This is a genomic window from Terriglobus roseus (assembly GCF_900105625.1).
In the GTDB taxonomy this organism is placed as follows: Bacteria; Acidobacteriota; Terriglobia; order Terriglobales; family Acidobacteriaceae; genus Terriglobus; species Terriglobus roseus_B.
Genome location: NZ_FNSD01000001.1, coordinates 904784 through 927992, shown reverse-complemented (window position 1 = coordinate 927992; position 23209 = coordinate 904784). Strand labels below are relative to the sequence as shown.

Sequence of the window (23209 nt, the reverse complement as noted above, 5' to 3'; positions counted from 1 at the left end):
TTGCGTGTGCGCTGTGGCGACAGTGCGTTCACCCCATCGCGGGGCAGATCGAACGCACGGGAAGAAATGACTGTGTGAGCCAAACTCTAGAGGCAGTAAGGAGCCGCGTCTAATCGAAAAACTAGAGCCACTCATAGCCATGCTGTATCGCTCGCCGAGGTCAAAGCACGTGACGGCGGGAAGCCTGACAGGGATTCGAGAGAAATTCGCTATCGATTCACACAATCTTTCGATTAGACCCGCCGCGGCGCTCGGGCTAAGCTTCTTTCAATCAAGCCAGTCAAAAAGGCCGTTCCGCAGGGTTCAGCGCGGTCCAGCCTCGTATCAGGGCAGCTTTGCTCTGCAGTCGCGGCCCTGTGCCTGCTTCCGTATCGCCGTTTCTTCGTATTGATCGGAAAGTCACGCTCTTGTCCCGGTTGCACGATTGTTCACTCCGTTAACCAAAGCTTTGCGACGGTTGGTATCGGCACTCCGTCCACGCGCCGTGACACACCACACGGAACCGCACGTACTTGAAGCATTCGCTCAGCGACCGTACTGACCGTCGTACACATCGGCAGTTACGGGGTTGTCTGACAGAACCGAACTCAGGAGGTTTCACTTGCGCTTATTTCCCGGTCTACCAACAGCTGCCAGCAGGGGATTGATTGCAGCCACGTCCGCCGTGGTGATGTGCGCACCGGCCGCAATTGCGCAGGTTGGTGCCAACCTTTCCGGCACGGTGAAGGACCTGTCCGGTGCAGTGGTTCCGAATGCGAGCGTGACCATCACAAATCTGGCAACGGGCGAAGCACGCACCATGCAGACGGGCGCCCAGGGCGAGTACCGCGTTGTTAACCTGCAGCCGGCACAGTACACCATCAGTGCTGCGGCCCCGGGCTTCGGATCCACGAAGAGAACCGTAGAACTCATCGTCGGTTCGGAACTGACGTCGGACATCGCATTGGGGAATGCAGGCACCGCAGACGTCGTGACGGTAGAAGCGGGCGGTGCAGACGTCCTGCTGGAGACCACCAAGTCACAGCCCTCTGCCGTCATCGATAACCGCCAGCTCGCCGTTCTGCCCGTGCTGAATCGCAGCTTCCTGGCCGTTGCGCAGACCATGCCGGGCGTTGCGCCCATCGGCGCCATGAGCGTCACAACGAAGTTTGCCGTATCAAAGTTCGGTGGCAATGCCGACCAGCGCAATGGCTACACCACCATCATTGACGGCACACCGCTGGACGATTCCACCTGGGGCACGCCTGTCATCAACATCTCGCAGGACGCCATCCAGGAGTTCAAGGTCTACCAGCACCAGTTTGACGCACAATACGGTCACGCCCTGAACGCGGTCGTGAATGTCGTGACTCTCTCGGGCGGCGACAAATTTCACGGCACCGGTTATTACTTCGGGCGCAACGCCAACCTGAACGCAACGAACGCGCTTGCCACCACGAAGCCGCCCTACAGCCTGCTGCGTACTGGAGCCACCATTGGCGGCCCGATTCCGAAGCTGAGCCAGACGCACTTCTTCGGTAGCTATGAGTACCTTCGGATCAACACGGCCCAGATCACTGCGCTGCCCGCGAGCAATCCCTTCGCGTCGCAGGTGAATGGCAACTATCCCTACACGCAGTGGGAGAACATTGCCGATGTGAAGGTGGATCACACCTTCAACGCGAAGCACTCGGCGTACGCGCGTTATGCCTACGACCACCAGTTCCTGCCCAGCGGTGGTCCTGTGAACTCCGCCGCGAACACGACGGACAACAGCATCGCACACAGCCTTGTCTTCGAAGATGACTATGTCATCTCGCCGCGCATCGTGAACACGGCGCGCTACTACTACCTGAGCCATAACCTCTACACGACACCGTCAAACTTCAACACGGAGCTGATCTACCCGGACTACTCCTTCGGTCAGAACCCCACGCTGCCGCAGTACTTCCCGCGCACCAACCACACCATCGGCGATACAGTCTTCTTTTCAGGCGCGAAGAACGACATCAAGATCGGTGGGGAACTGACCAAGGTCTACAGCACTTACCAGTCGCATTACTATGAGCACGGTCAGTTCACCTTCACCAGCGACACGCCGTTCAATCCAAATGCTGCCTCGCCGAACTACCCGACGCTCTTCATCCAGCAGTCCAACGGCAACTACTTCTATCGTCAACTGCAGTACTCAGCCTTCATCCAGGATGACTACAAGGTTCGCCCGAACCTGACGTTGAACATCGGTTTCCGTTACGACTTCAACACGAACATGCGGAATGACAAGTTCTATACGGGCCTGCTGAACAACACTTTTTTCGCCGGCGTGAACAACTTCATCAGCCCCAATCGTGGCGCAGACTTCACAGGCGGCATGCAGCCCCGTGTGGGTGCCGCGTATGACGTGGATGGCAAGGGCAAGCTGGTCATTCGCGGCGGCTTTGGTATGTACACCACCCGCTTCCGTCCCTACTGGGGACTGCAGGACCAGACCCAGACCCTGGGTGCTGCCGTCAACATCACGTCTGCAGCACAGTTAAGGAACTATCCGAGCATTCCTGGCGTGTTGAACGGTCAGTCCCTGGACCAGTACGTCGCGAACGGTGGAGCACGTGCAGCGAACAGCCTGGCAAATAATTTCTCGTTGCCCATTACGATGAGCTTCACCGGCGGTCTCGGCTGGCAGATCGACAACAAGTCGTCGGTCAACGTGACCTTTGTTCACGACCACACCGTCCGCGAAGTCGGAACACACGACGTGAACCTGCCCGCAACCGGTGTCATCCGCCTGCCCAATGCGCAGACCACCCTGCCTGCCGGCACAGCACTTGCGGCGCGTCCCGTCGCGCGCTTCAGCTCCTTCGGCTCCGTCTTCAACGACGGCTCTTCCCGCTACGATGCCCTCGAAGTGCAGTACCGCACGCGTCCCAAGGGGCTTGAGACGCTCGTGGTCTCCTACGCTTACTCGCGTTCGATGATCAACGCCGTGACGTACTACTCCACCTATGTCGGTACGCAGCGGACGCCGCAGAACTATTCCTACAATCCGACGGATACGCCCAACAACCTGAGCATCTCCGCCGCTTCAAAAGAGTTCTTCCACGGCTTCCGTGTCAGCACCATCTTCCGCGGCCTGTCGGGTAGCCCTTACGCCACCACCGCGGGCTTCGATCTTGATGGTGATGGCCAGGCGACCAACGATCGTCCTCGCGGCCTGCCGCAGTACATCGGGCGCGGAGATGTCACAGGTCAGCTCGCCATCATCAACGCCTATCGAGTGAACCCCTGCGCCTCGCTCTACTACGTAACGGCTACCTGCTCACTCGCGACAACGCCGGGTAACATCAACCGTTCGCAGATTGTCCCCGATGCAACGCTGACCTGGGACGCACGTATCACCAAGTCCTTCCACTTCGGTGATCACATGCTGCTGGAAGGCTTCTTTGAAGGCTTCAACCTGGCGAACCATCCTACCCGTTACGCTCCGAACTCTTCCATGAACTCGGCGTCGTACATGATCCCGACCGCCGCTCTCGATCCTCGTCAGCTGCAGTGGGGCGGTCGCTTCCGCTTCTAGGATCTGCTCCTTTCCTCCCATGAGGAGTGCGCTTCCATGCGCACTCCTCACTTTTGCTCCAGTTGCCTCCGCATTCGTTACTATGCACTCACCCTCACCGCAGGAGATCGTTTCATGACGCGTACCCGTTGTGTTGTCGCCGCCATTGCAGTTGCTGCTTGCCTTGTGACTTCTTCTCGCACCGCTCACGCACAGGATCCTGATGGTGGTTCAGGACGTGGTCGCGCTCTGCCTGCCTATCGGCCCAACGTGCCTGCGGTCCACGGCATCGTCGCGGCGGGGCATCCCCTGGCAGCGATGGCGGGCCTGCAGATGATGCTTAAGGGGGGCAACGCCTTCGATGCAGCCATCGCCGTCGGCACCACGCTCAACATGATGGAACCCCAGATGAATTCCATCGGCGGCAACGGCTTCATGACCATGTACCCGAAGAAAGAAGGGAAGGTCGTCACCCTCGCCATGGCGGGCGCTGCGCCCCTTTCGCTGAAGGCATCGGAACTGACGCCCGAATCCCTCGACTGGGGCGTTAAGGCGGGTCTGCCGCCCGGCAACATCGGTGGCTACCTCGTTCAGTTCCAGAAGTATGGCACCATGAGTCTCAAGGAAGTCCTCGCGCCGGCGATCGACTACGCAGAGCACGGCTATCCCATGGACCGCACGCTTGCAGTCGCCATTACCGGTGCACAGAAACGCCTCTCTGAGTTCCCGACGACGGCCGCAGTCTTTCTGCCGGGTGGTAAAGCTCCGAAGGAAGGCGACACCTTCAAGAATCCCGCACTCGCCGCAACGCTGAAGAAGCTGGTGGAAGCCGAGCAGATGGCGCTGAAGAAGGGTCAGTCACGCGAAGCCGCCATCCAGGCAGCCTACGATCGCTTCTATAAGGGAGACATCGCGGAAGAGTTCGACGCCTTCTTCAAAAAGAATGGCGGCCTCATCACCAAGGCAGACATGGCAGCCGTGAAGCCCGAGTGGGCCGAGCCGTTGCACGTCACCTATCGCGGCTATGACGTCTACAGCGATCCCTCATCGTCGCGCGGTGGCTTCGAACTGGAAATGGCACTCAACCTGGTTGAGCCCTACGACCTGGCGAAGATGGGCAACCAGAGCGCCGAGGCTCTGCGCCTCGAGATGGAAGCCATCAAGATCTCGAAGGCTGACATCTACCATTACGTTGCCGATACTCGCACCACCACGGTCCCCACGCAGCAACTGCTGTCGAAGGAGTTCGCGCTGGAGCGCGGTAAGTTGATGGAAGCGGGCAGGGCCATTCCCTATCCCAGCTGGGGTGAGCTGCCAGCAACAACCACGGCGAAGCTCGAGACGCCAAAGGGGCCCGCCTTCAACGACGACTACGAGATCGAGCGGGACACCACGAGCTTCTCGATCATCGATCCCTTCGGTAATGCAGTGGCAGGCACACCCACCATCGGTGGCGGCTTCGGCAACGGTGTTGTCGTAGGCAATACCGGACTGCTGTTGAACAACGGCATGCGCCTCGGTTCGACGTCGCCTTATCCAGACAACGTGAACTACGTGAAGCCGGGGCAGCGCCCATTGTTAAACAACGCCCCTGTCATCGTGATGAAGAACGGCAAGGTCGCCATCGTCTACGGCACGCCCGGCGGTGAAACCATCGGCCAGACCGAGTTCGAAATGCTCGTCAACCTCATCGACTTCAAGCTGCCTGTGCAGCAGGCCGTCGAGAATCCTCGCTTCGCGGTGGATGCCAAACCGAATTTCTACAAGCCAGGTGCGGCCATCTCCATCACCATCGAGAACCGTATCCCCGCTGCCACCATGGATGCCTTGAAGAAGATGGGCTACGTGCTGAATCCGGGTGGCGCCTTCACCGCGGCCGTGGGCGGCATGCAGGCTGTTGTGGTCGATCAGGAGACCGGTACGATGACCGCTGGAGCCGATCCTCGCCGTACGGGATACGCCGTCGGCTGGTAGAGCAAAAGACAGCTTTCAAGGCAGTCACGGCGGCATGCACCCACGCATGCCGCCATTCTGTTTTCGACTACGGCTCGATCGTTCGCTCAGCATGTGGTGAGCTCTAAGCTGCTGGAGGCGGCGAGTGCCTACGATCCAGTTTCACGCCCATCATCGCTGCGTCTTATAGCCGACAATCATCGTACGAAGGTTTTCGTTGACATGTACGAATGTCTTCGGATATGGTTTGGCTCATGAAGAAACTGAAGGAAATTCCAAAGCCGACCGAAGGCGAGCTGGAGTTACTCTCCATCCTGTGGGAGCTCGGTCCAGCTACCGTGCGAGACGTCTTTGTCGAAGTGAACAAGAATCGGCCGGTGGTCTACACGGGCGTCCAGAAGCTGATGCAGATCATGCTGGACAAGGGGCTGCTGCTTCGCGATGTGACGGAGCGGGCACATGTGTATCGTCCGGCCGTTGCGAAGGAAGAGACCGAACAGCGATTCATGCGCGAGCTGAGCAATCGCTTCTTTGCGGGCAGCGCCGGGCAGCTTGCGCTGCGTGCGCTGGAGATGGAACCGGCCAGTGATGAAGAGCTGGATGAGATTCGCAAACTCATAGCCAGGAAGCGTTCGTAAAAGGGGAGGCAGGGATGAGCACTCTCAACGGAATATCGTCGGGCGAAGTGGTTGCGCTGGGTTGGACGTTGCTGCACTTCTGTTGGCAGAGCACCGCCATCGCCATTGGATACGCGGTGATCGATCGATGCACCGCACGGGCCGCGGCGACGGTCCGTTACAGCATCGCGCTCACCGCGCTTGCCTTGATGCCGCTGGTAGCGATTGCGACGTTTTTCGAGCAGGAGCAGCTTGTCTCGCATGCGACGCAAAGCGAACAGCACTTCGCCGTGTCGCAGCTGGGCACGATGCATGCCGCGCTCATGCAGCAGCTGCCAGTGGCAGCCCCAGCGGTGGGAACCAGCGAGTTATGGATCGCGGAACATGCAAGTCTTCTTTTGCCCTGGATGGACGCTCTTTGGCTCGCGGGTGTGCTCGTCTTTGCGTTGCGCGCGGCGGGTGGATGGTTAGAGCTGCGAGGCTTAAGGATGAGGGCGCAGGCGAAGGTGCCGCAGCATCTGCGTGACAGCTTCGACCGACTCTCCGTGCAGTTCCGACTCAGTCGCAGAGTGGTTCTGCGTGTTTCTGACGAGGTCGTCTCGCCCATGGTCTTCGGCATCTGGCGAACGATCGTGCTGTTCCCGCTAAGCGCAGCGATGTCCTTACCGGTGGATCAGCTTGAGGCCGTGCTGGCTCACGAACTCGCGCACGTGGGGCGATGGGACTACTTCTGCAACCTGCTGCAGACGCTGGTGGAATGCCTCTTCTTCTTTCAGCCGGCCATGTGGTGGGTGAGCCGCAGAACACGAGACTTCCGCGAAGTTTGCTGCGATGAAGTGGCCGCGAGGGGCTGCGCGGATCCTGTGGTATATGCAGAGGCCCTCTTGAAGTTGGAAGAACAACGAGCGCAACACCTACAGCTAGCCGTTGCGTTGCATGGCGATGGCGGAACACTTCTGAATCGAGTACGCAGAATTATGGGAGAGAAGGCGATGGAGCAGAAATCGATGAGCGGAATTCGAATGGCAGCGGTCACCGTGGTGCTGCTGGGTCTTTATGTAGCGCCTCACGTGGCCCATGGTTTGAAGTCCGAGCGCAATCATGCGGACCAGCTCGTAGCAACGGGGAACACGGACACGGCACCTAGCGTCGTTGCGGTGGCAACCGTAGCCAATCCAGGTCCCGTTGCAATGGCTATGGCCGCACCGCAGCCGTCCCCCGTTCCAGCTCCACAGCCCGCCTCGCAGCCGTCTGCCCTTCCAGCTCCTGAGCCCGCACCAGATCCCAACCCACAACCTTCAGCAGATGCAGCGCCGCAGGGCAGTGGTCTCCAATACATCCAAAGGATGCGTGAAGCCGGCTATCCATTGGATCTGGACAAGGACCTCAATCAGATCGTCACACTCCGATCCGTCGGGGTCACTCCGGAATACGCGAAGAGCATGGCGCAGGTGGGACTTGGCACGCCGTCGCTGCACGATCTGGTGACATTGAAGTCGGTGGGTATCACACCCGAGTACGTGGCAAGCCTGAAGGATTCGGTGCTTGCACCGGCCTCGTTCCATGACGCGGTTACCATCAAGTCCCTCGGCCTCACCCCCGAGTATGCGAGATCACTTGAGTCGCTGGGATTGGGCAGGCCCACGATGCATGACGTGGTCAGCATGAAGTCTGTCGGCGTAACCCCGGAGTATGTCGCAGCGTTGAAGTCCAGCGGCATTGCGCCTGCCGATCTGCATGAGGCTGTGAGCATGAAAGCTGTTGGTGTGACGCCGGAGTATGCAAGCTCGATGGCGGCTGCGGGATTCTCCGGCATGAATGCACATGAGCTGATTTCGATGCGAGCCCAGGGTATGACACCGGAGTATGCAAAGTGGCTGAAGTCCACCTTCCCGGGCGCGGATAGCCACGCAATGCGTCAGGCGACGGTATTCCATATCGATGCGGACTTTATCGCGAAAGCGAAGGCCAACGGATTCAATAGCGCCAGCCTGGAGAAACTTACCAAGCTTAAGATGTCCGGTCTGCTGAACTAACGAATTAAAACGCCCGCTCTACCTCCGTCGCTGCCCTCTTCTGAGAGCAGAAGGACATCTGCGTCCATTTCCAACGAAGCACCAACACAAGGGTGATGATCATGAAACGACTTCTTCTCTTACTGCTTGTCTCTATGCCGTCAGCAACCTGTGTGTCGCAGACGATGGGCGGTCTATGCATCATCTCAGCATCGCAACGGACGGACAAGCCATCGACGGCGCAGGTCATGTTGTCGGAGAGCAACTGCGACAAGGACTCGGGCGGATGCATGGAGATGTCGAACTCGAGCATGGAGTGGCGGCGTTGGACCGGCATCACGCAACAGGCGCTCCAGGCTGATGGCGCGCAGCTGTCGGCACACGCCACCGGAGATGCGGGGGACCTGGCCTGCGAGGGCATCGTGCATGACGGCGCGCTCTCAGGACGCTTCCGTTTCAATGCCAGCCCCGTCTTCGCCGGTGGAATGGCGGCCATGGGCTTTGACGGCATCACGCCGCGCAAGCAACTCAGCTTTCTCATGCTGGACATCACGCCTGCGTGGGCAAGAGAGATGAAAGAACTTGGCGTGACGGAGCTCTCCACCAGCAAGCTGTCCGGCTTACGTGCCCTTCATGTCGATGGCAATTACATCCATGCGATGGCTGCTGCCGGGTATCCCGAACTGCGTGCCGGCAAGCTCACCGAAATGAAAGCAGTTGGCGTGACCCCAGACAAAGTGCGAGAGGCGAAGGCACTGGGCTTTCAACCGACTGAGTCAGAGCTGATCCAGATGTCGATCTTCAAAATCGATCGGCCATTTGTGGACCGCATGCGTGCGCGCGGCCTGAATGACCTGACACTCGCGAAACTCATCAAGATCAAGATCTTCAAGCTGGAAGAGTAATGGGGCGGCGCGGCATCCCCCGCCGCGTCCTTCTTTATTTCTACGAGATTTTGCGTTCCCCCGAACCCGGGCGTTCGTATTCGTGTGCAGAAATCCCACTCAGTCCGCGTACTTACCGTCACCTTTCAAGAAGCCCGGGCTGGTCTCCGCCTGAAGATCAACGACGTGTAGATCAACGATTCAGGAGTAAGCCGTGAACCAGTCTCTATTCGCCCTTGCTGCGGGCGTTGCGCCCGCGCTCGCCTTCAGCACGACTGCACCGGCACAAACCGGCTGCACGCCAGTTGCGGGTGTGGTCCATGACGCGACCTCTGCCATCATTCCTGGCGCATCCGTAAGACTCGACTCCAATGATGCGGTGCTCGGCGATGCCTACGGGCGTTTCCGCATCGCCTGCGTTCCTGCTGGGCGTCATATGCTTCACATCACGTTCGACGGCTTCTCGTCGGTTGACCTTCCTGTCAGCGTGCCCAGAGCTGCGGATCTCGCCGTTCGAATGGTGCCGGCTGTCGTCACAACCAGCGTCGACGTTAGCGACAATGACGACGATCCTGCTGCTGAGAACTCACCCGTCTCGACTGGCCCCACGCAGACCATCAAGGGCCAGCAACTGCAATCTCTTGCCGATGATCCCGATGATCTTCTCCGCGAACTGCAGCAGATGGCCGCTGCAGGCGGCGGCAGTCCGTCCAGCGCCACGGTCTCCGTCGACGGCTTTCAGGGGGGCGACAACCATGTGACGCTGCCGCCCAAGTCCTCGATTGCTTACATCAAGGTCAACCCGGATCTCTTCTCCTCGGAATACCGCAACCCACCCTTCGGCGGTGGACAGATCGAGGTGTATACGAAGCCGGGCCAGTCGGCATACCACGGGGCTGTGTTCACCACCAATTCAAGCGCGTGGATGAATGCTCGAGACCCGTTCTCCGTCACTCGGGCTGCCATCGGTAAACAGCGCTATGGCTTCGAACTCACCGGCCCCATCCGAAGCAAAGGGTCTGACTTCATCCTGAATCTTGAACATCGCTCGATCGACAACTTCGCCACCGTCAATGCGGTAGGTGTGAATGCCGCGGGTGTTCAGACGGCAATCCTCCAAAATGTACCAGCACCGCAACGTCTCTGGGTCGGCATGGCGAAGGTTGACTGGCAGCTGGGTTCGAAAAACACCTTGATCGCGAGCTTCGATGCCTGGCACAACCATCGTGAGAACGTCGGCGCTGGCGGATCCACGCTTGCGGAAGGAGCGTACGACGGTGAGCTTTACGATCACAACGTCCACCTCACCGACGTCACAACGCTCTCCGCAAAGGCGATGCATGAGGCACGTCTCGGTATCGAGATTGACGGCAGAGACCAGGTTCCGAATTCTTTCAAACCTCAGCTGCAGGTGGCGGGTGCCTTCACCTCAGGCGGCAACAGCGATGGAGCTCTGCGTGACCACGAGGTTGATGCAGAGTTTGACGACGACGTCATCTTCAATTTCTCGAAGCACCTGCTGAAGGTTGGATTTCAATCGGAGTTCCTGCGCGAGCGCTTCCGCTATACCAACAAATTCAACGGGTCGTGGATCTTCGGGGGCGGTACCGCGCCGGTCCTGGATGCAAACCACAACGCCACCGCGGGCAGCGAGACGATTACGGGCGTCGAGCAGTATGTGCGCGCCCTGAACGGATGGGCCGGCGGCGCGCCGACGCAGTACTCCAATGTCAGTGGCACGCCCACGCTCAACATGACGCAGTATCGGTTTGCATTCTTTGTGCAGGACGATTGGAAGGTATTGCCACGTCTTCACGTCGCGCTCGGGCTGCGGTATTACACGCAAAACAAACCGATGGTACATAACAACATCAATCCGCGTCTTGGAATCTCCTGGGCGCCCGATAAGAAATCCACATGGACGCTGCACGCGCACGCGGGACTTTTCTCGGGCCGGTTCACCGCGCATAGCTTTGCCCAGTTACTCGGCATGGACGGCACCGACCGTGTGACCAGCCTCATCTATTCGCCGATGTGCCCGGGCAGCTTTGATCCCGACACGTGCAACGCGTTCCTTGGAGCCACGCCACTACAGTCCATCCGAACCATTCAGCCGCATCTGCCGAATCTGTTCTACGGCATTGAAAATATCGGCTTCAGCCATACCATCGGCAAGGGATGGACCATCTCCGCGGACTATCATCTGGCGCAGTTCTGGCATTACACGCGCACAGAGAATATCAACGCACCGACGAACGGCGATCCACTGGGCCCGCGTCCGCTCCAGCCAAACGTCAACATCCTGCAGTGGCAGCCCACGGCTCGCGGCTACGGCAATGTTGTTTTCATGGGCCTGAGCAATCAGTCCTTGAAGCGTGTACAGCTTACGATCGGGAGCACACGTCAGGCGATCATCGACGAGAACAACGACGACCCTTTCACGGCACCGCAGACAACCGGATCGAACGCGGGAGAGTTCGCCCGACGTGCAGGGAACGCATTGTGGAACGTCTTCGGCAACGCCACGGCAAAGCTACCCTGGGCTCTGCAGCTCAGCGGGAATCTCAATGCGCAGGGGGACCGGCTGTTCAACATCACGACTGGCTTTGATAACAATGGCGATGGAAACTTCAACGATCGTCCGCGTCTCGCTGCGACTGGCACACCGATCTGCTCCGCATCTGTGACCAGCAACTGCGGCTACAGGACACCGTATGGTTTCCTGGCGACAGCGGGCGCAGGCCCCACGCTTGGACGTAACGCGGGGCACATGCCCTGGACCTTCAACCTCGATACCAACCTTCAGCGGACCTTCAAACTCAGGCACGACGCAAAGGCAGAGCATCCGCAATCGCTGACCGCGAACGTCCGCAGTTCCAATGTGCTGAATCACCGGAACGTCTCTTCGGTGGGAAGTGTTGTCGGATCCCCGCTGTTTAACCAGCCCTACCAGGCAGACAACGGACGCCGCGTCGAGGGTGGCCTGCGGTACAGTTTCTAGCGCGCAGCGACCGATAGACCTTCCTTCGATTGAGCGCTGACGACAGGCAAAGTGGGCCCGGGACTTCCAGCGCAGCAGTGAAGTATGGGCTCTGTTCACCGCGGGGATTTACTCTGCTGCTATCCCAGGAAGCCCAGGCTTGTCGTCTTAAAGCCGCTCAGGGTGGGGAATACCTGCGCCATCGCAGACTGGTCTACGCCGAACCACTGCGCCAGCGTGGAAGCATATTGCACGCTGGCCGTTGAAGGTATCCACCGTCCGTTCGTGCCGCTGTCATCCGGGCCGCCGAGTGCCAGTGTGGGATAAGTACCGTAGATCTTGTTGCCGAGCACGGATCCACCCACAACGAAGTGATGCGAACCCCATCCGTGGTCGCTGCCGCCGTTGCTGTTCGGCTGCAGAGTCCGTGCGAAGTCGCTCATGGTGAAGGTTGTCACCTGATCGGCTACACCAAGTTCCTGAGTGGATTGATAAAACGCACCAATGGCTGCCGAGATGCCCGCCAGTAACGTGGCCTGCGTCGTCAACTGCGTGCTGTGAGTGTCGAAATTACCGATACCGCAGAAGAATATCTGCCGATCAACACCAAGCGCCGAACGGATCGCGATGATCTGTGCGATCTGCTTCAACTGGGCGGCAAGCCCATTGTTTGCGGGGAATACTGTCTTGAGCGGAGCGGCGCTCGCCGAAGCATCCGCAAGTGTCTTGGCATACCTGTAAGAGTTCGCGGTGATCCCATCGTCAGCCGTCACAAGGGACAAACCGCTGTTGAAGGTAAGCAGCGACTGCGCAGCGGTCTGGCGGGCTGTGCACTCGGTGCCTTCTGAGCACGTGGAACCGCTGGTGTTGCCGGGTGATACCGCAACCGGTGTCGTGCTTGCGCCGTTGCAGAACAGGGTGTCCCCCGCGACGCTGGTCACCATTGGAATCGACGCACCTCCGTTGTGGGAGGAGCCCATCGCATCGGCCAGGCGACCAGCCCAGCCTGTCGATGTGCTGCCACTGGCACTTACGTTCTGCCACTCTTCCTGCTGGTCCGGGTGCGAGAACAAATTCGTCGGTTTCACGGCGCCTGCAAGATACTGGGCGCGCGTAGTCGGCTGCAGCAAAGTGCCCACATTCGCAACGATTGCAGCCTGCCCGCTGTTTACTAACGCCTGTATCTCCGGCAGATTGGGATGCAGCGCAAAGTTTGGCAGGCCCGGCAACGTCAGCAGACTGTTCTGCGCCAGCGCGAGTGGTCCGCGCAGCTTGGTGTAGTTGCCGTAGCCAGTCGCGTCGAACGGGATGATGGTGTTGTTCCCGTCGTTCCCGCCGTAAAGGAAGACGCACACCAGCGCTTTATAGCTGGCGGGTGCTGCCGCTGCGGCTGCGCCGCTGCTCGCGAGTGCGTTCAGCATGCCGAAGGGACGCAGGCCAGCGGCATTACCCGCTGCGGCGAGGGAAGCATAACGCAGAAAGGAACGACGGCTGGTGGCGTTGTTGGGCTTTGGTGGCATCGTGGACTCCGGCTTAGTGCATGACCTTGTACTGCGAACTGGAAAGGATCAGGAAGACGGCGACGCGCACGCGCTGACCGTAATCCGTGAGGGGTGCAATGGCATTCACAATCGCTGTGCGCATGTAAGCCGGCATTTGCCCATGCAGGAACAGCACACCCAGCGCATCGGTCACCGCCCCTGGATCCGCCGCCATCACTCCCAGCGCGCTTGTCTTCGATAGATCGGTGCTGAAGCCGGTGAGCTTGCCGGTGCTGAGTGAGTTCGCCAGCGTCAGTCGCAGATTCACGCTCGCGGTATTCTCAAGGCTGAACTCCGGCGCATTCAGCGTTGTGCCCGGAATCACATATTCCGGCGGAAAGAAATTGAAGACGCTCGGAGACCTCATAGGCTGCTCACCCAGCGGAGAGGTGTAATTCGAAAGGCCGGCGTACGCATACAGATTCGTGACGTCGGTGTTCGTGCTGGTATAGCCCAGAGCACGCATGGCGCTCAGCAGATACAGCATGGGCTCGCGCAGATGCCCGCCGTCGAAGGCCGCATTCGTATCACCCGCACGCGCTTCGGTGTCGGTAAAGATCGCGGTCAACACCGCCTGCATGTCGCCACGGACACCTTTGCCGTTGTTCACAAAAACATTGGCGACACGCGATACATAAGCGGGGGAAGGAATGCTCGTCACAAGGTGCTGGATGAGTTGCTTGCAGACAAACGGTGGCAGGCTGGGATCGTTAAAGAGGTTATCCAGAGCGACCTTCAAATCCCCGCGCGCCGTGCCGCCAGTGCCAATGACCGCGCCATTCAGCAGGGTTTTCTGTGTGGTGTCATGGGCGCTGTCTACTGGCTGCATGGGACTGTAGTAGTTGGCTGTTGTATTAGGGAACTTGGCAGGTGCTGTGCCGGTGCTGGTCGCATAAGTCCAGCCGGTATAGGCGTCCGCGAACGCCTGGACCTGTGCCTCGGTGAACTCCGGCACGGAGTAGCCGTTGCTGTCGACCTGCGGCGTGCCATCGATGTTGAGCTTTATAAGCCCCACGGAAAACAGCTGCATCATCTCTCGCGCAAAATTCTCATTCGCATGCTGTCCGGCCGCGGGCTTCGCGCTCTGGATCATGTTCAGGTAATTGCCCATGGCCGGCGACAACGTCACATCTTCCATAAGTGTGCGCCAGTTACCAAAGGCGTCCGCCGCCAGTGTGTTGTAGTAGGGCACCATGACGAACGCTGTTTCGCTCTGCGTACTTGTTACAAACAACTCACCGAGCGTGAAAGCAATGCGCTGCCGTAACTGGTCCGGTGCACTGAGTTCCGTCTGCCAGAACTCTGACTCGAAACACGTTTGTGGCGTCGTAGGACATTGCGCAGGCAGAGTGGCTGGGATCACCGCAAGCGACGTCTGAGGCAGGGCATACTGCGCTGCCAGCCAGCCGCTTACGCCCACGGACTGAACATTCGCGATCTCTGTGGTGGTCGGTCCGAAGGTCGCCTGATCAAGCAGGCGCGCCGCTGTCGTCACGCTGGTCGTAGGTGTCGTACCCGTACCAGTCCCCGTTCCAGTCCCAGTCCCAGTCCCAGTCCCCGTTCCCGTTCCCGTACCAGTGCCGCCGGATGACCCGGATCCGCCCGTTGTTGGGCTGCTACCGCTTGAGGACGAGGCGCCCGAACCGCAGCCCGCCAGTAGCAGGCTAAGGCACAGGGCGGCAAAGGGGCGGAAGAGGCGGAGTGAACGCACAGAAGAACCTCGACTGTGAGACTGGCACTACTATCGAACCAACATGGTCCGAGAAGTCTCTGTCTTTTCGTTGCTGTCTGTAAACTCTTTTCGCTCGCCTGTTCATGTGGAGCGAATTGGTTGTGTCCTGCCAAACCACGTCGGTCTTGCTCAATCGTCCAACGCCGGCGCCGCAGGCATCCAGCCCACAGGAGCAGCCGAATTGCTCGGCTCGTCCTTACGGTAGTGTGGAAGGATCGTGAGTTTGAAGGGAAGAAGAATCAGGCGTGCAGAAGATGCGTGAATTGGAAATCTGTGTCGAGACGTTGCAGGCTTGCGAAGCAGCGGAGGCGGGTGGAGCGGATCGCATTGAGTTGTGCGCGGCGCTCTCGGAAGGCGGTGTCACTCCGGGCCCCGGATTTCTTCGCGAAGCGCTTGCCTCTGTGGACCTTCCTATCCATGTGCTGATCCGACCCCGCAGCGGCGACTTTCATTATTCCGAGGCCGAGTTCCGCATGATCTGCACGGACATTGAGACAGCGATGACTGCCGGTGCCGCAGGCATAGTCGTTGGTATGTTGACGGCGGACCGTCAGGTTGATCGTGTACGGATGCTCGAGGTGATGAGGCTCGCGAAGAGGAGATCTGTCACCTTTCATCGCGCCTTTGACCAGTCGAATGATCTTCCCGTGTCGCTCGATGTGTTGATCGACCTGGGTTGCAGCCGCATCCTTACCTCTGGCGGCAGGCCCACCGTCACCGAAGGCCGCGAGTCCCTTGCGCGGCTGGCACAGCAGGCAGCGGGACGCCTGCGCGTCGCAGCGGGCGGTGGTGTGACGCTTGAGAATGCGTCGAGCTTGACTGCGATTCCGGGGCTTGACCTGCACGCGTCCCTGCGTCCAAAGTCCGCACCGGTCGTGGGTGATGTGCTGTGGCAACCCGCCACAGGGAACATCTCCGTCGACGCGGTGCGGACGTTAAGCAGCATCGTCCACGCCTCGAGCGATTCGCTAGTTCGGTAGAGCAAAAGCCACGTAGGAACCGTGAATCGGATCCTGCGAAGCCGGATGTCCGGGGACCGCATGGGTGCGTGTGGTGGATCGGGCGGCAGCGCAGAAGACGACGTACTGCTTGCCCGCCACCTGGTAGATCGCGGGCATGCCTTCAAGCGCAGCAGGCACCTCCGCCTCCCACAACACCTTGCCGTTGCTGGCGTCGAGCGCTCGGACCTTCCGATCCCGTGTGCCGGTGAAGATGAGTCCGCCCGCAGTGACGACGGGGTTCACCTTGGGGAAGTGCGAGCCGGTGCCGGTGATGCCCTTCTCGGCGAGCTCGGGTACCTCGCCCAGCGGAATCTTCCATTGCACATTGCCGGTGTTCAGGTCATACGCGGTCATCGTTGTCCAGGGTGGCGCGATGACCGGCAGGCCACTTTCGGCAAACATGAAGCCAAAGCCGCTGCGATAGCGCAGTGTCTTCGGATCGGCCGTCGACGCGGCGGCACTGGTTGTCTGCAATGCCGGCAAACCGGGGTTCTTCAGGAACTTCATCAGGTCGTCGACCTGCGCGGGTGGCAGGCTGCCAAACGACGGCATCATGCCTTTGCCATAGCGCACCGTCTCCCGGATCTGCGCTTCCGGCAGGCGGCTGTGGATGTCCACCAGCGTAGGAATCACGGGCAACTTGCCTTCGCGATTGATCCCGTGGCACAGGCTGCAGGTGTTCGCATACACAGCCGCTCCGCGCGCCTCCGCCGTGTTGCCCGCAGGAGCCGCGGGCGGCAGCTGCAGCTTCAACATCGCAGGCAGATCCTTTGAAACCACGTAAAGGTAGCCATGCACCGGGTCGATGGCGGTGCCGCCAAAGTTGGCACCGCCATTGTTACCGGGCATTTCAACCGTGTCTTCCGTAGAAGGCGGTGTGAACAGGCCATCGTTTCGGGCCGCATCGATCTGCTTCTTCAGCCGTTCGTGCTCTTCCGGTTCCAGGTACGGACTCAGATCCTTCGAGGTGAACGTCTGACGGCCAAACGGCTCGGGCTTGGAAGGCACGGGCTGCGTCGGCGAGGCGACCTCGCCGGGCAGCGGCGACTTCGGCACAGCACGCTCGTTCACCGGCCACAATGGCTTGCCGGTGACACGATCGAAGACCCAAAGGTAGCCAGTCTTGCTCGTCTGCGCGACGATGTCGACGAGCTTCCCGTTGTGCCGCACCGTCGCCAGCATCGGCGTGTTGGGATTGTCGTAGTCCCAGATATCGTGATGCACCATCTGGTAGTGCCACAGTAACTTGCCCGTGCCGGCATCCAGCGCCAGCAGGGAATCGCCAAACAGGTTGTTGCCCGCGCGATTGCCGCCGTAGAAGTTGTATTTAGGACTTGCAGTCGGCACATAGACGATGCCGCGCTTCTCGTCCAGCGCCATGCCGCTCCACGCATTTGCGCCGCCCACAGTCTTCCAGGCATCTTTCGGCCAGGAGTCATAGCCAAACTCGCCGGGATGCGGAATCGTGTGGAACGTCCACGCCGCACGGCCAGTGCGAATGTCAAAAGCGCGGATGTCGCCGGGCCCCGAGTCGTACTCCTCGTTCGTCGCGGATCCGAAGATGATCAAGCCGTGAAAGATGCGGCCCGGGTTGTAGGACTGCACCAACGTCAGGCGCTGCACATCGCGTCCAAGGCCCTCGCGAAGATCGACATGCCCGTCCTTGCCAAAGCTCGTGATGGACTTGCCGGTCGTGGCATCGATCTCTTCCAGGTGGTTGTCCACTGCCAGGATCAGTCGGCGATCTTTACCGTCCTCACTCTGCCAGTAACTCAGACCGCGGTTGGTCACCAGCGGTGTCTTCGGATGCAGCGGATGCGCCCAGACCTGCGCACCGGTTGCCGCATGCAGCGCGACGATGCTGTTGTTCTGCGCCAGCACATACATGGTCTCGCCGATCACCAGCGGATTAAATGCATAGCCACGCACGTCGCCCGTCGGTACGCTCCAAACCTGTCGCAGAGTCTTCACGTTCGTGCGATCAATCTGCTTCAGTGCGGAGTACTGCGAGCCATCTTCAGCACCGCCATAGGCCGACCAGCCCATGTGCGCACCATCGCCGGCCACCTGCGACGACGCAACGGCGGCGATCGCAAGGGAGCAGCCAGCCAGCGTCCTTAGGACACCGCTAGACAGTCTGTTCTTCGGCATCTCTGCTCCGGTTTGTTTCGTTCGCAACGGCATTCGCGCGAGTCGTAAAGGCCTGCTCATCGCGTGCACGCCAAAGGGCACCTTCAATGGGATCAACCACGCCCGGCGAGGCCTTCAGCAGCGGAAATTCTTCGCGTAGCGACTCCACCATTGCATCGCGGACGGGGGCTACGCGTTCCATGATGCTGCCGGCGAAGGCCAGCGTAGGAACGAACGTCGAGTCTCCCTGCAGAGCACGCAGGCGGCGGATCAGCAGCCGCACCAGGTAGGCAAGTTGCTCGCCTTCGGTCCGAAGAACCTCCTGCGCGACAGTGTCGCCAGCTTCGGCACACTGCAACACCAGGTGCGTCAGTCGAGACACGTCCGGAGTCGGCGTGCGATTTGCGTGTTCCACCAGCAGGTCAATGGACGGAAGGTCCCAGAAGGCCAGCACAGCATCCTGCAAGGTGGTCGTGCGTCCCTCGTCGATGGCAAGGAAGATCGCTCGTAACGCATGCGCGCCGATGGCGTGGCCGGATCCCTGGTCGGCCAGCATCGGGCCCCAGCCACCACAGGTCGCCATCGCTCCTGAAGGCGTGCGTCCCGCCACATTCGATCCGGTGCCCGCAAGAATCAGCACGCCCGGCCCGCCTCGAAAGGCCGCGTCCAGTGCAATTTCCACATCGCCCAGCAGCAGCAGGCTGCCGCCGACCCGCTCTGCGACCGTCTGTCGAAGCCAGTCCGCTACCAGCGGCACCGTCTCACCCGCCGTGCCAAGGCACGTGCGCAACACCGCCGACATGGGGACACCGCTCGCCCTGGTCAACTCGGCGAGGCCTGCATCCAGGTTGCGGAGCGCCGTGTCCGTATCTGTCCGAAGACGCTTGATCGTCCCGGTCCGATGCCGGGCTAAAACGCGCATCTCATCAGCCAGCACAAAGTCTGTCTTTGTGCCGCCTGCATCGATCGCCAAAAAATAAGCCATGTCTCACTTTACTGTGCGGGACGGTTGCGTCGCCCGACCGATCGTGTGCTGGCACGATCGTTGGAGGCGTCATTTGATACCTGCGGTGAGCGCTCGCCCATCAAAGACGCTCAGACGCCTGAATGCAAGAGAAATTCGATTCTGATTGGCTGGCAGCGAAACGATCACTTTCCACCCCGCCATCGCTAGTTTGCCATGTATCCTGTGGGAACTTCCGAGCCCAGGAGATTTCTCCCCATGAACCGTCCGGCCCTTCACGCGACCGACTCTGCTGCCCCCTCCGCGTCCTCTGCAGGCTCGTCCTGGCGCCGCTTCATTGCCTGCGGTGTCGTCGTCCTGGCCGCCTTTCTGTCCGTGGGTGTCTCGTCCTCACAGGAACCCAAGCCCAAGACCCCTGGCAACGACTGGATCCAGCTCTTCAACGAAAAGGATCTGACCGGTTGGAGCAATGTAGGCGCGGAAAGCTGGAGCGTTGAAGGCGACGGCATTCTGCATGGCAAAGGTCTGACCAAGGCCTACGGCTATCTGCAGACCGATAAGAACTACAAGGATTTCCAGCTGTCGCTGCGCTTCAAGTGTGTCGGCGACGGTAACAGCGGTGTCTTCTTCCACACCGGCTTCAAGGGAGTCGATGCCACGCAGGGCTTCCAGTTTGAAATCGACTGCACCATGATGCATCACACCGCCGGCGTTTACGCGGAAGACGGTCGCGGGTGGGTCGTGTGGCCGTCGCCTGAGAACGAGGGTGTAGTACGCAAAGGGGAGTGGAACGACTATCTGGTTGAGGTCGTCGGCAACCGCTATCGCTCCCGCCTGAATGGCGTCCAAATGGTGGATTTCACCGATCCGAAGCCCGGCGCGCCGGACGGTACCATCGCACTTCAATTACATGCCGGTGGCGCTGGCAACATGCAATTCAAGGACATCTGGATCCGAGACCTTTCGAAGCGCTGATGCATCCTAGGATTCTCGGCACGATACTGTAACGCGCCAATCGCACTTACCTCGCACCACAGGACCCTCTTCATGCGTGGATGGAACACAAGCCGCAGCCTTCGCCTTCGCGTTGCTGCGGCTGCAGTCTTTTTGGTGCCTGCCGGCTTCGCCCTGCGCGGCCTGGCACAGCACATCGAAACCTCGACCTTCAATTCCAGTCCGGTGCGGCCCAAGGAAGATTCGAAGTTGATTGCACGCGGCAAGGGCATCTACGAGGCGAAATGCCAGTCCTGCCACGCTGCCGATCTGCGCGGCGCCGCCGGTCCGAGCATTTTGCGTTCGCAGGGAGCGCTGACCGACAAGAAGGGTGAAAACATCACGGCCATCATCCAGGGTCAGGATCCGATGTTCCCGAATCACAAGATCGCCATCAACACGGATGAATCGGCAGCCGTTGCAACGTATATGCGCAGCATCCTTGCGCTCATCGGTAGCCAGGGTCGTCCGCCTGGTGATGGAACACAGAAGCTCAACATCGTTGTCGGAGACGCCAGTCGCGGCAAGCAGTACTTCGATGCGAAGTGCGCCAGCTGCCACTCGGCCGAAGGCGATCTGAAGGGCTACGCGAAGAAGGTGCCGGATCCCAAGACATTGCAGGCCGCATGGTTGCGTGGCACGCATCTGGGCGTGCCCCAGCCCCCGATCAAGGTCACTCTTACGGAGGGTGGCAAAGTGACCGAAGGAACGCTCATTCACATCGACGACTTCCTGGTAACGCTGCAGCCAGCCGACGGCTCCGTACGCACCATCCGCCGCAACGGTGACCTGCCAAAGGTCGTTGTGAAGGATCCGCTCGAAGCCCATCGCAATCTGTGGCCCGTGACCGCTGACAATGACATCCACGACATAACCGCTTACCTGGTGACCCTGAAGTGATGGCGCGAAGGATTCTCTCTCTGGCCGCTGCAATGGTTCTTGCTCCGCTGGCCCTCACACCCGTTGCGCCTGCGCAGAACGTGACGCAGCAAGACCTGCTCAAGCCGCTCAAGGACTCGTGGTTCTCGCACAGCGGCGACTACACTGCACGCCGATATAGCGCGCTTACCGCTGTCAACCGGCTGACGGTGAAGAACCTGACGCCCGCGTGGACGGCGAAGATGACGCAGGGCGAAAACCTGCCGCCGCTTACCGGCTACAGCCGCATGCGCCCCTCGCAGATCACCGGTGGCGAAAGCACTATTGGTTTCAACTCCTCCGGCGGATCCATCAAGGCCACCATGCTCGAGGTTGATGGCATCCTCTACGCGACCATGCCCGATAACGTATGGGCCGTGGACGCCCGCAGCGGCGAGACGCTGTGGCACTACTATTGGAAGGCGCGTGGCGGCACACACATCGCCAGCCGCGGCGTCGGCCTCTGGCATGGCTATTTGTTCTTTGAAACACCCGACAACTACCTGGTCTCGCTCGACGCAAAGACCGGGAAGGAACGCTGGCACCGCGAGATCGCGAAGGTCGAAGGTGGCTACTTCTCCACACCTGCGCCAATGATCGTGAAAGACCACGTGCTGGCTGGTACGGGCAATGACATCGATGCGCCGGCCTTCCTGAAGTCCTACGATCCGGAGACCGGCGATCTGCAGTGGACCTTCTACGTCACACCGCAGAAAGAAGGAGACCCCGGCCTCGACACATGGAAGAGCCTGGACGCAGCGCGCCACGGTGGTGGCAACATCTGGATGCCGGGAGCCTACGATCCGGAGACCAATCTCTACATCACTGGAACGGGAAATCCAACGCCCTCCTGGCAGACCGGCCTCCGCGGTGACGGCGACAACCTGTATACCTGCTCGCTGGTCGCGCTTGATGTCGACACCGGGAAGCTGAAGTGGTACTTCTCCACTTCACCGCATGACACCCATGACTACGATTCGTCGCAGGTGCCCGTGCTGGTTGATGGCATCTTCAATGGGCGCCCGCGCAAAATGGCCCTCACCGCATCGCGCAACGGCTATTTCTTCGTAGTCGATCGCATTACCGGCGAACACCTGCTCACAAGTAAGTATGGTGAAACGACCAACTGGGCCGAAGGTTTGACACCGCACGGCGGACCGAAGACAAACCCGGCAAAGGATGCGTCCATCGGCGGGACACTCATCTCCCCTAACTCTGGCGGAACCGTGAACTGGCAGCCACCCGCATACTCGCCCCAGACAGGGTTGCTCTACCAGTACGAGTCCAACAGCTTTTCCATGGTCTATCTCACCGATCCAGATCCGCGCGGTGCAATGGGGCTTGGCGGGAAGGACGAACTGTCGATCGGCACCACGAACAGCTACATCATCGGTATCGACTACAAGACAGGTAAACCACGCTGGCGCCATAAGCTGTACACGCAGGGCTTCGGCGGAGGTGGCCTCCTCGCCACAGCCGGAGGTCTCGTCTTCAGCGGAGATGGATCGGGCAACCTCGTCGCTCTCGATGCCGCGACTGGCAAGGCTCTCTGGGGTGCACGCATCGGCAACGTCAGCAACCCGCCCCAGACCTACATGCTCGACGGCCACCAGTACGTCCTCGCAGCATCCGGTGACACGCTCTACTCGTTCCTGCTGTACTAGACCCGCACCACGTTTGCTTGATCAATCGGAGAGTCTGGCAAACCAGGCTCTCCGATTGTGGCTTTGCGCTGTACGAAACCGACTAGCCGCATCGACACGTCGAATCCTCCAGGCCCTGCGAGAATCCGGGTACCCCGTTTTTTGCGAAGCAAAGGTTGGGCTATCGCGCAAAGCGCGATCCGAGGGCTCTCCGCGATCATGACGTCGTGATCAGGAACAGAAGCCTGCCTTCTGACCGAGGGCGACTTTCTGAGTCCGGAGAAGAACAGGGTCCGGCGGGCTGCA

At 60.0% G+C, this 23209-nt stretch carries 14 protein-coding genes; 10 read left to right on the top strand and 4 right to left on the bottom strand.

Annotation, left to right across the window (positions count from 1 at the left end; all coding sequences use genetic code 11):
• The first annotated feature begins 601 nt into the window (after nucleotides 1-601).
• From BLW03_RS03800 to BLW03_RS03775, 6 genes are all read left to right on the top strand, one after another.
• Nucleotides 602-3553 carry a TonB-dependent receptor gene (locus BLW03_RS03800; protein WP_139285081.1) on the top strand — a complete coding sequence of 984 codons (2952 nt, stop codon included), beginning with the start codon at nucleotides 602-604 and terminating at the stop codon, nucleotides 3551-3553.
• A 114-nt stretch (nucleotides 3554-3667) separates the two neighbouring features.
• Entirely contained in the window at nucleotides 3668-5506 is a 1839-nt protein-coding gene (gene ggt / locus BLW03_RS03795; protein WP_074652418.1) for a gamma-glutamyltransferase, read from the top strand.
• A gap of 233 nt (nucleotides 5507-5739) precedes the next feature.
• The gene (locus BLW03_RS03790) at nucleotides 5740-6123 is read left to right on the top strand and encodes a BlaI/MecI/CopY family transcriptional regulator (protein WP_074655752.1); all 384 of its coding nucleotides are present in this window, start codon (nucleotides 5740-5742) and stop codon (nucleotides 6121-6123) included.
• 14 nt (nucleotides 6124-6137) lie between these two features.
• Nucleotides 6138-8138 (top strand): M56 family metallopeptidase, encoded by a 2001-nt coding sequence (locus BLW03_RS03785; RefSeq protein WP_074652417.1) that lies wholly within the window; start codon nucleotides 6138-6140, stop codon nucleotides 8136-8138.
• Between the two features lie 101 nt (nucleotides 8139-8239).
• Nucleotides 8240-9022: a hypothetical protein gene (locus BLW03_RS03780; protein ID WP_074655751.1), complete on the top strand. Its 783-nt coding sequence runs from the start codon at nucleotides 8240-8242 to the stop codon at nucleotides 9020-9022.
• A gap of 193 nt (nucleotides 9023-9215) precedes the next feature.
• Nucleotides 9216-12002 (top strand): TonB-dependent receptor, encoded by a 2787-nt coding sequence (locus BLW03_RS03775; RefSeq protein WP_074652416.1) that lies wholly within the window; start codon nucleotides 9216-9218, stop codon nucleotides 12000-12002.
• 119 nt (nucleotides 12003-12121) lie between these two features.
• Here BLW03_RS03775 and BLW03_RS03770 read toward each other — a convergent pair whose 3' ends face one another.
• Together BLW03_RS03770 and BLW03_RS03765 are read right to left on the bottom strand one after the other, a co-directional pair.
• A complete protein-coding gene (locus BLW03_RS03770) occupies nucleotides 12122-13501 on the bottom strand; it encodes a DUF1501 domain-containing protein (protein ID WP_074652415.1) in 1380 nt (459 codons plus the stop codon).
• 13 nt (nucleotides 13502-13514) lie between these two features.
• Complete coding sequence (locus BLW03_RS03765; RefSeq protein WP_083350298.1) at nucleotides 13515-15233, bottom strand: DUF1800 domain-containing protein; 1719 nt, start codon at nucleotides 15231-15233, stop codon at nucleotides 13515-13517.
• Between the two features lie 275 nt (nucleotides 15234-15508).
• Between BLW03_RS03765 and BLW03_RS03760 the strand changes: the two genes are divergently transcribed.
• A complete protein-coding gene (locus BLW03_RS03760; protein ID WP_074655750.1) occupies nucleotides 15509-16234 on the top strand; it encodes a copper homeostasis protein CutC in 726 nt (241 codons plus the stop codon).
• Here BLW03_RS03760 and BLW03_RS03755 read toward each other — a convergent pair.
• Both BLW03_RS03755 and BLW03_RS03750 read right to left on the bottom strand, forming a co-directional pair.
• Nucleotides 16223-18406, bottom strand: coding sequence for a pyrroloquinoline quinone-dependent dehydrogenase (locus BLW03_RS03755; protein ID WP_074652413.1), 2184 nt, complete (start codon nucleotides 18404-18406; stop codon nucleotides 16223-16225). The genes BLW03_RS03760 and BLW03_RS03755 overlap by 12 nt on opposite strands.
• The gene (locus BLW03_RS03750; protein ID WP_074652412.1) at nucleotides 18384-19370 is read right to left on the bottom strand and encodes an N-acetylglucosamine kinase; all 987 of its coding nucleotides are present in this window, start codon (nucleotides 19368-19370) and stop codon (nucleotides 18384-18386) included. Before BLW03_RS03750 ends, BLW03_RS03755 begins: the two co-directional genes overlap by 23 nt.
• A gap of 237 nt (nucleotides 19371-19607) precedes the next feature.
• Between BLW03_RS03750 and BLW03_RS03745 the strand changes: the two genes are divergently transcribed.
• The 3 genes from BLW03_RS03745 to BLW03_RS03735 all read left to right on the top strand — a co-directional run bounded on the left by BLW03_RS03745 (nucleotide 19608) and on the right by BLW03_RS03735 (nucleotide 22924).
• A complete protein-coding gene (locus BLW03_RS03745) occupies nucleotides 19608-20324 on the top strand; it encodes a 3-keto-disaccharide hydrolase (protein WP_083350296.1) in 717 nt (238 codons plus the stop codon).
• A 72-nt stretch (nucleotides 20325-20396) separates the two neighbouring features.
• Nucleotides 20397-21242: a c-type cytochrome gene (locus BLW03_RS03740; protein WP_074652411.1), complete on the top strand. Its 846-nt coding sequence runs from the start codon at nucleotides 20397-20399 to the stop codon at nucleotides 21240-21242.
• Nucleotides 21242-22924 (top strand): acido-empty-quinoprotein group A, encoded by a 1683-nt coding sequence (locus BLW03_RS03735; protein WP_074652410.1) that lies wholly within the window; start codon nucleotides 21242-21244, stop codon nucleotides 22922-22924. The genes BLW03_RS03740 and BLW03_RS03735 overlap by 1 nt, the downstream gene beginning before the upstream one ends.
• The last annotated feature ends 285 nt before the right edge of the window (nucleotides 22925-23209 follow it).

Excerpts from the sequence above, each read along its gene's own strand:
- ggt (WP_074652418.1), top strand. The coding sequence starts at position 3,668 with ATGACGCGTACCCGTTGTGTTGTCGCCGCCATTGCAGTTGCTGCTTGC.
- BLW03_RS03790 (WP_074655752.1), top strand. The coding sequence starts at position 5,740 with ATGAAGAAACTGAAGGAAATTCCAAAGCCGACCGAAGGCGAGCTGGAG.
- BLW03_RS03785 (WP_074652417.1), top strand. The coding sequence starts at position 6,138 with ATGAGCACTCTCAACGGAATATCGTCGGGCGAAGTGGTTGCGCTGGGT.
- BLW03_RS03780 (WP_074655751.1), top strand. The coding sequence starts at position 8,240 with ATGAAACGACTTCTTCTCTTACTGCTTGTCTCTATGCCGTCAGCAACC.
- BLW03_RS03770 (WP_074652415.1), bottom strand. The coding sequence starts at position 13,501 with ATGCCACCAAAGCCCAACAACGCCACCAGCCGTCGTTCCTTTCTGCGT.
- BLW03_RS03760 (WP_074655750.1), top strand. The coding sequence starts at position 15,509 with ATGCGTGAATTGGAAATCTGTGTCGAGACGTTGCAGGCTTGCGAAGCA.
- BLW03_RS03755 (WP_074652413.1), bottom strand. The coding sequence starts at position 18,406 with ATGCCGAAGAACAGACTGTCTAGCGGTGTCCTAAGGACGCTGGCTGGC.
- BLW03_RS03750 (WP_074652412.1), bottom strand. The coding sequence starts at position 19,370 with ATGGCTTATTTTTTGGCGATCGATGCAGGCGGCACAAAGACAGACTTT.
- BLW03_RS03745 (WP_083350296.1), top strand. The coding sequence starts at position 19,608 with ATGAACCGTCCGGCCCTTCACGCGACCGACTCTGCTGCCCCCTCCGCG.
- BLW03_RS03740 (WP_074652411.1), top strand. The coding sequence starts at position 20,397 with ATGCGTGGATGGAACACAAGCCGCAGCCTTCGCCTTCGCGTTGCTGCG.
- BLW03_RS03735 (WP_074652410.1), top strand. The coding sequence starts at position 21,242 with ATGGCGCGAAGGATTCTCTCTCTGGCCGCTGCAATGGTTCTTGCTCCG.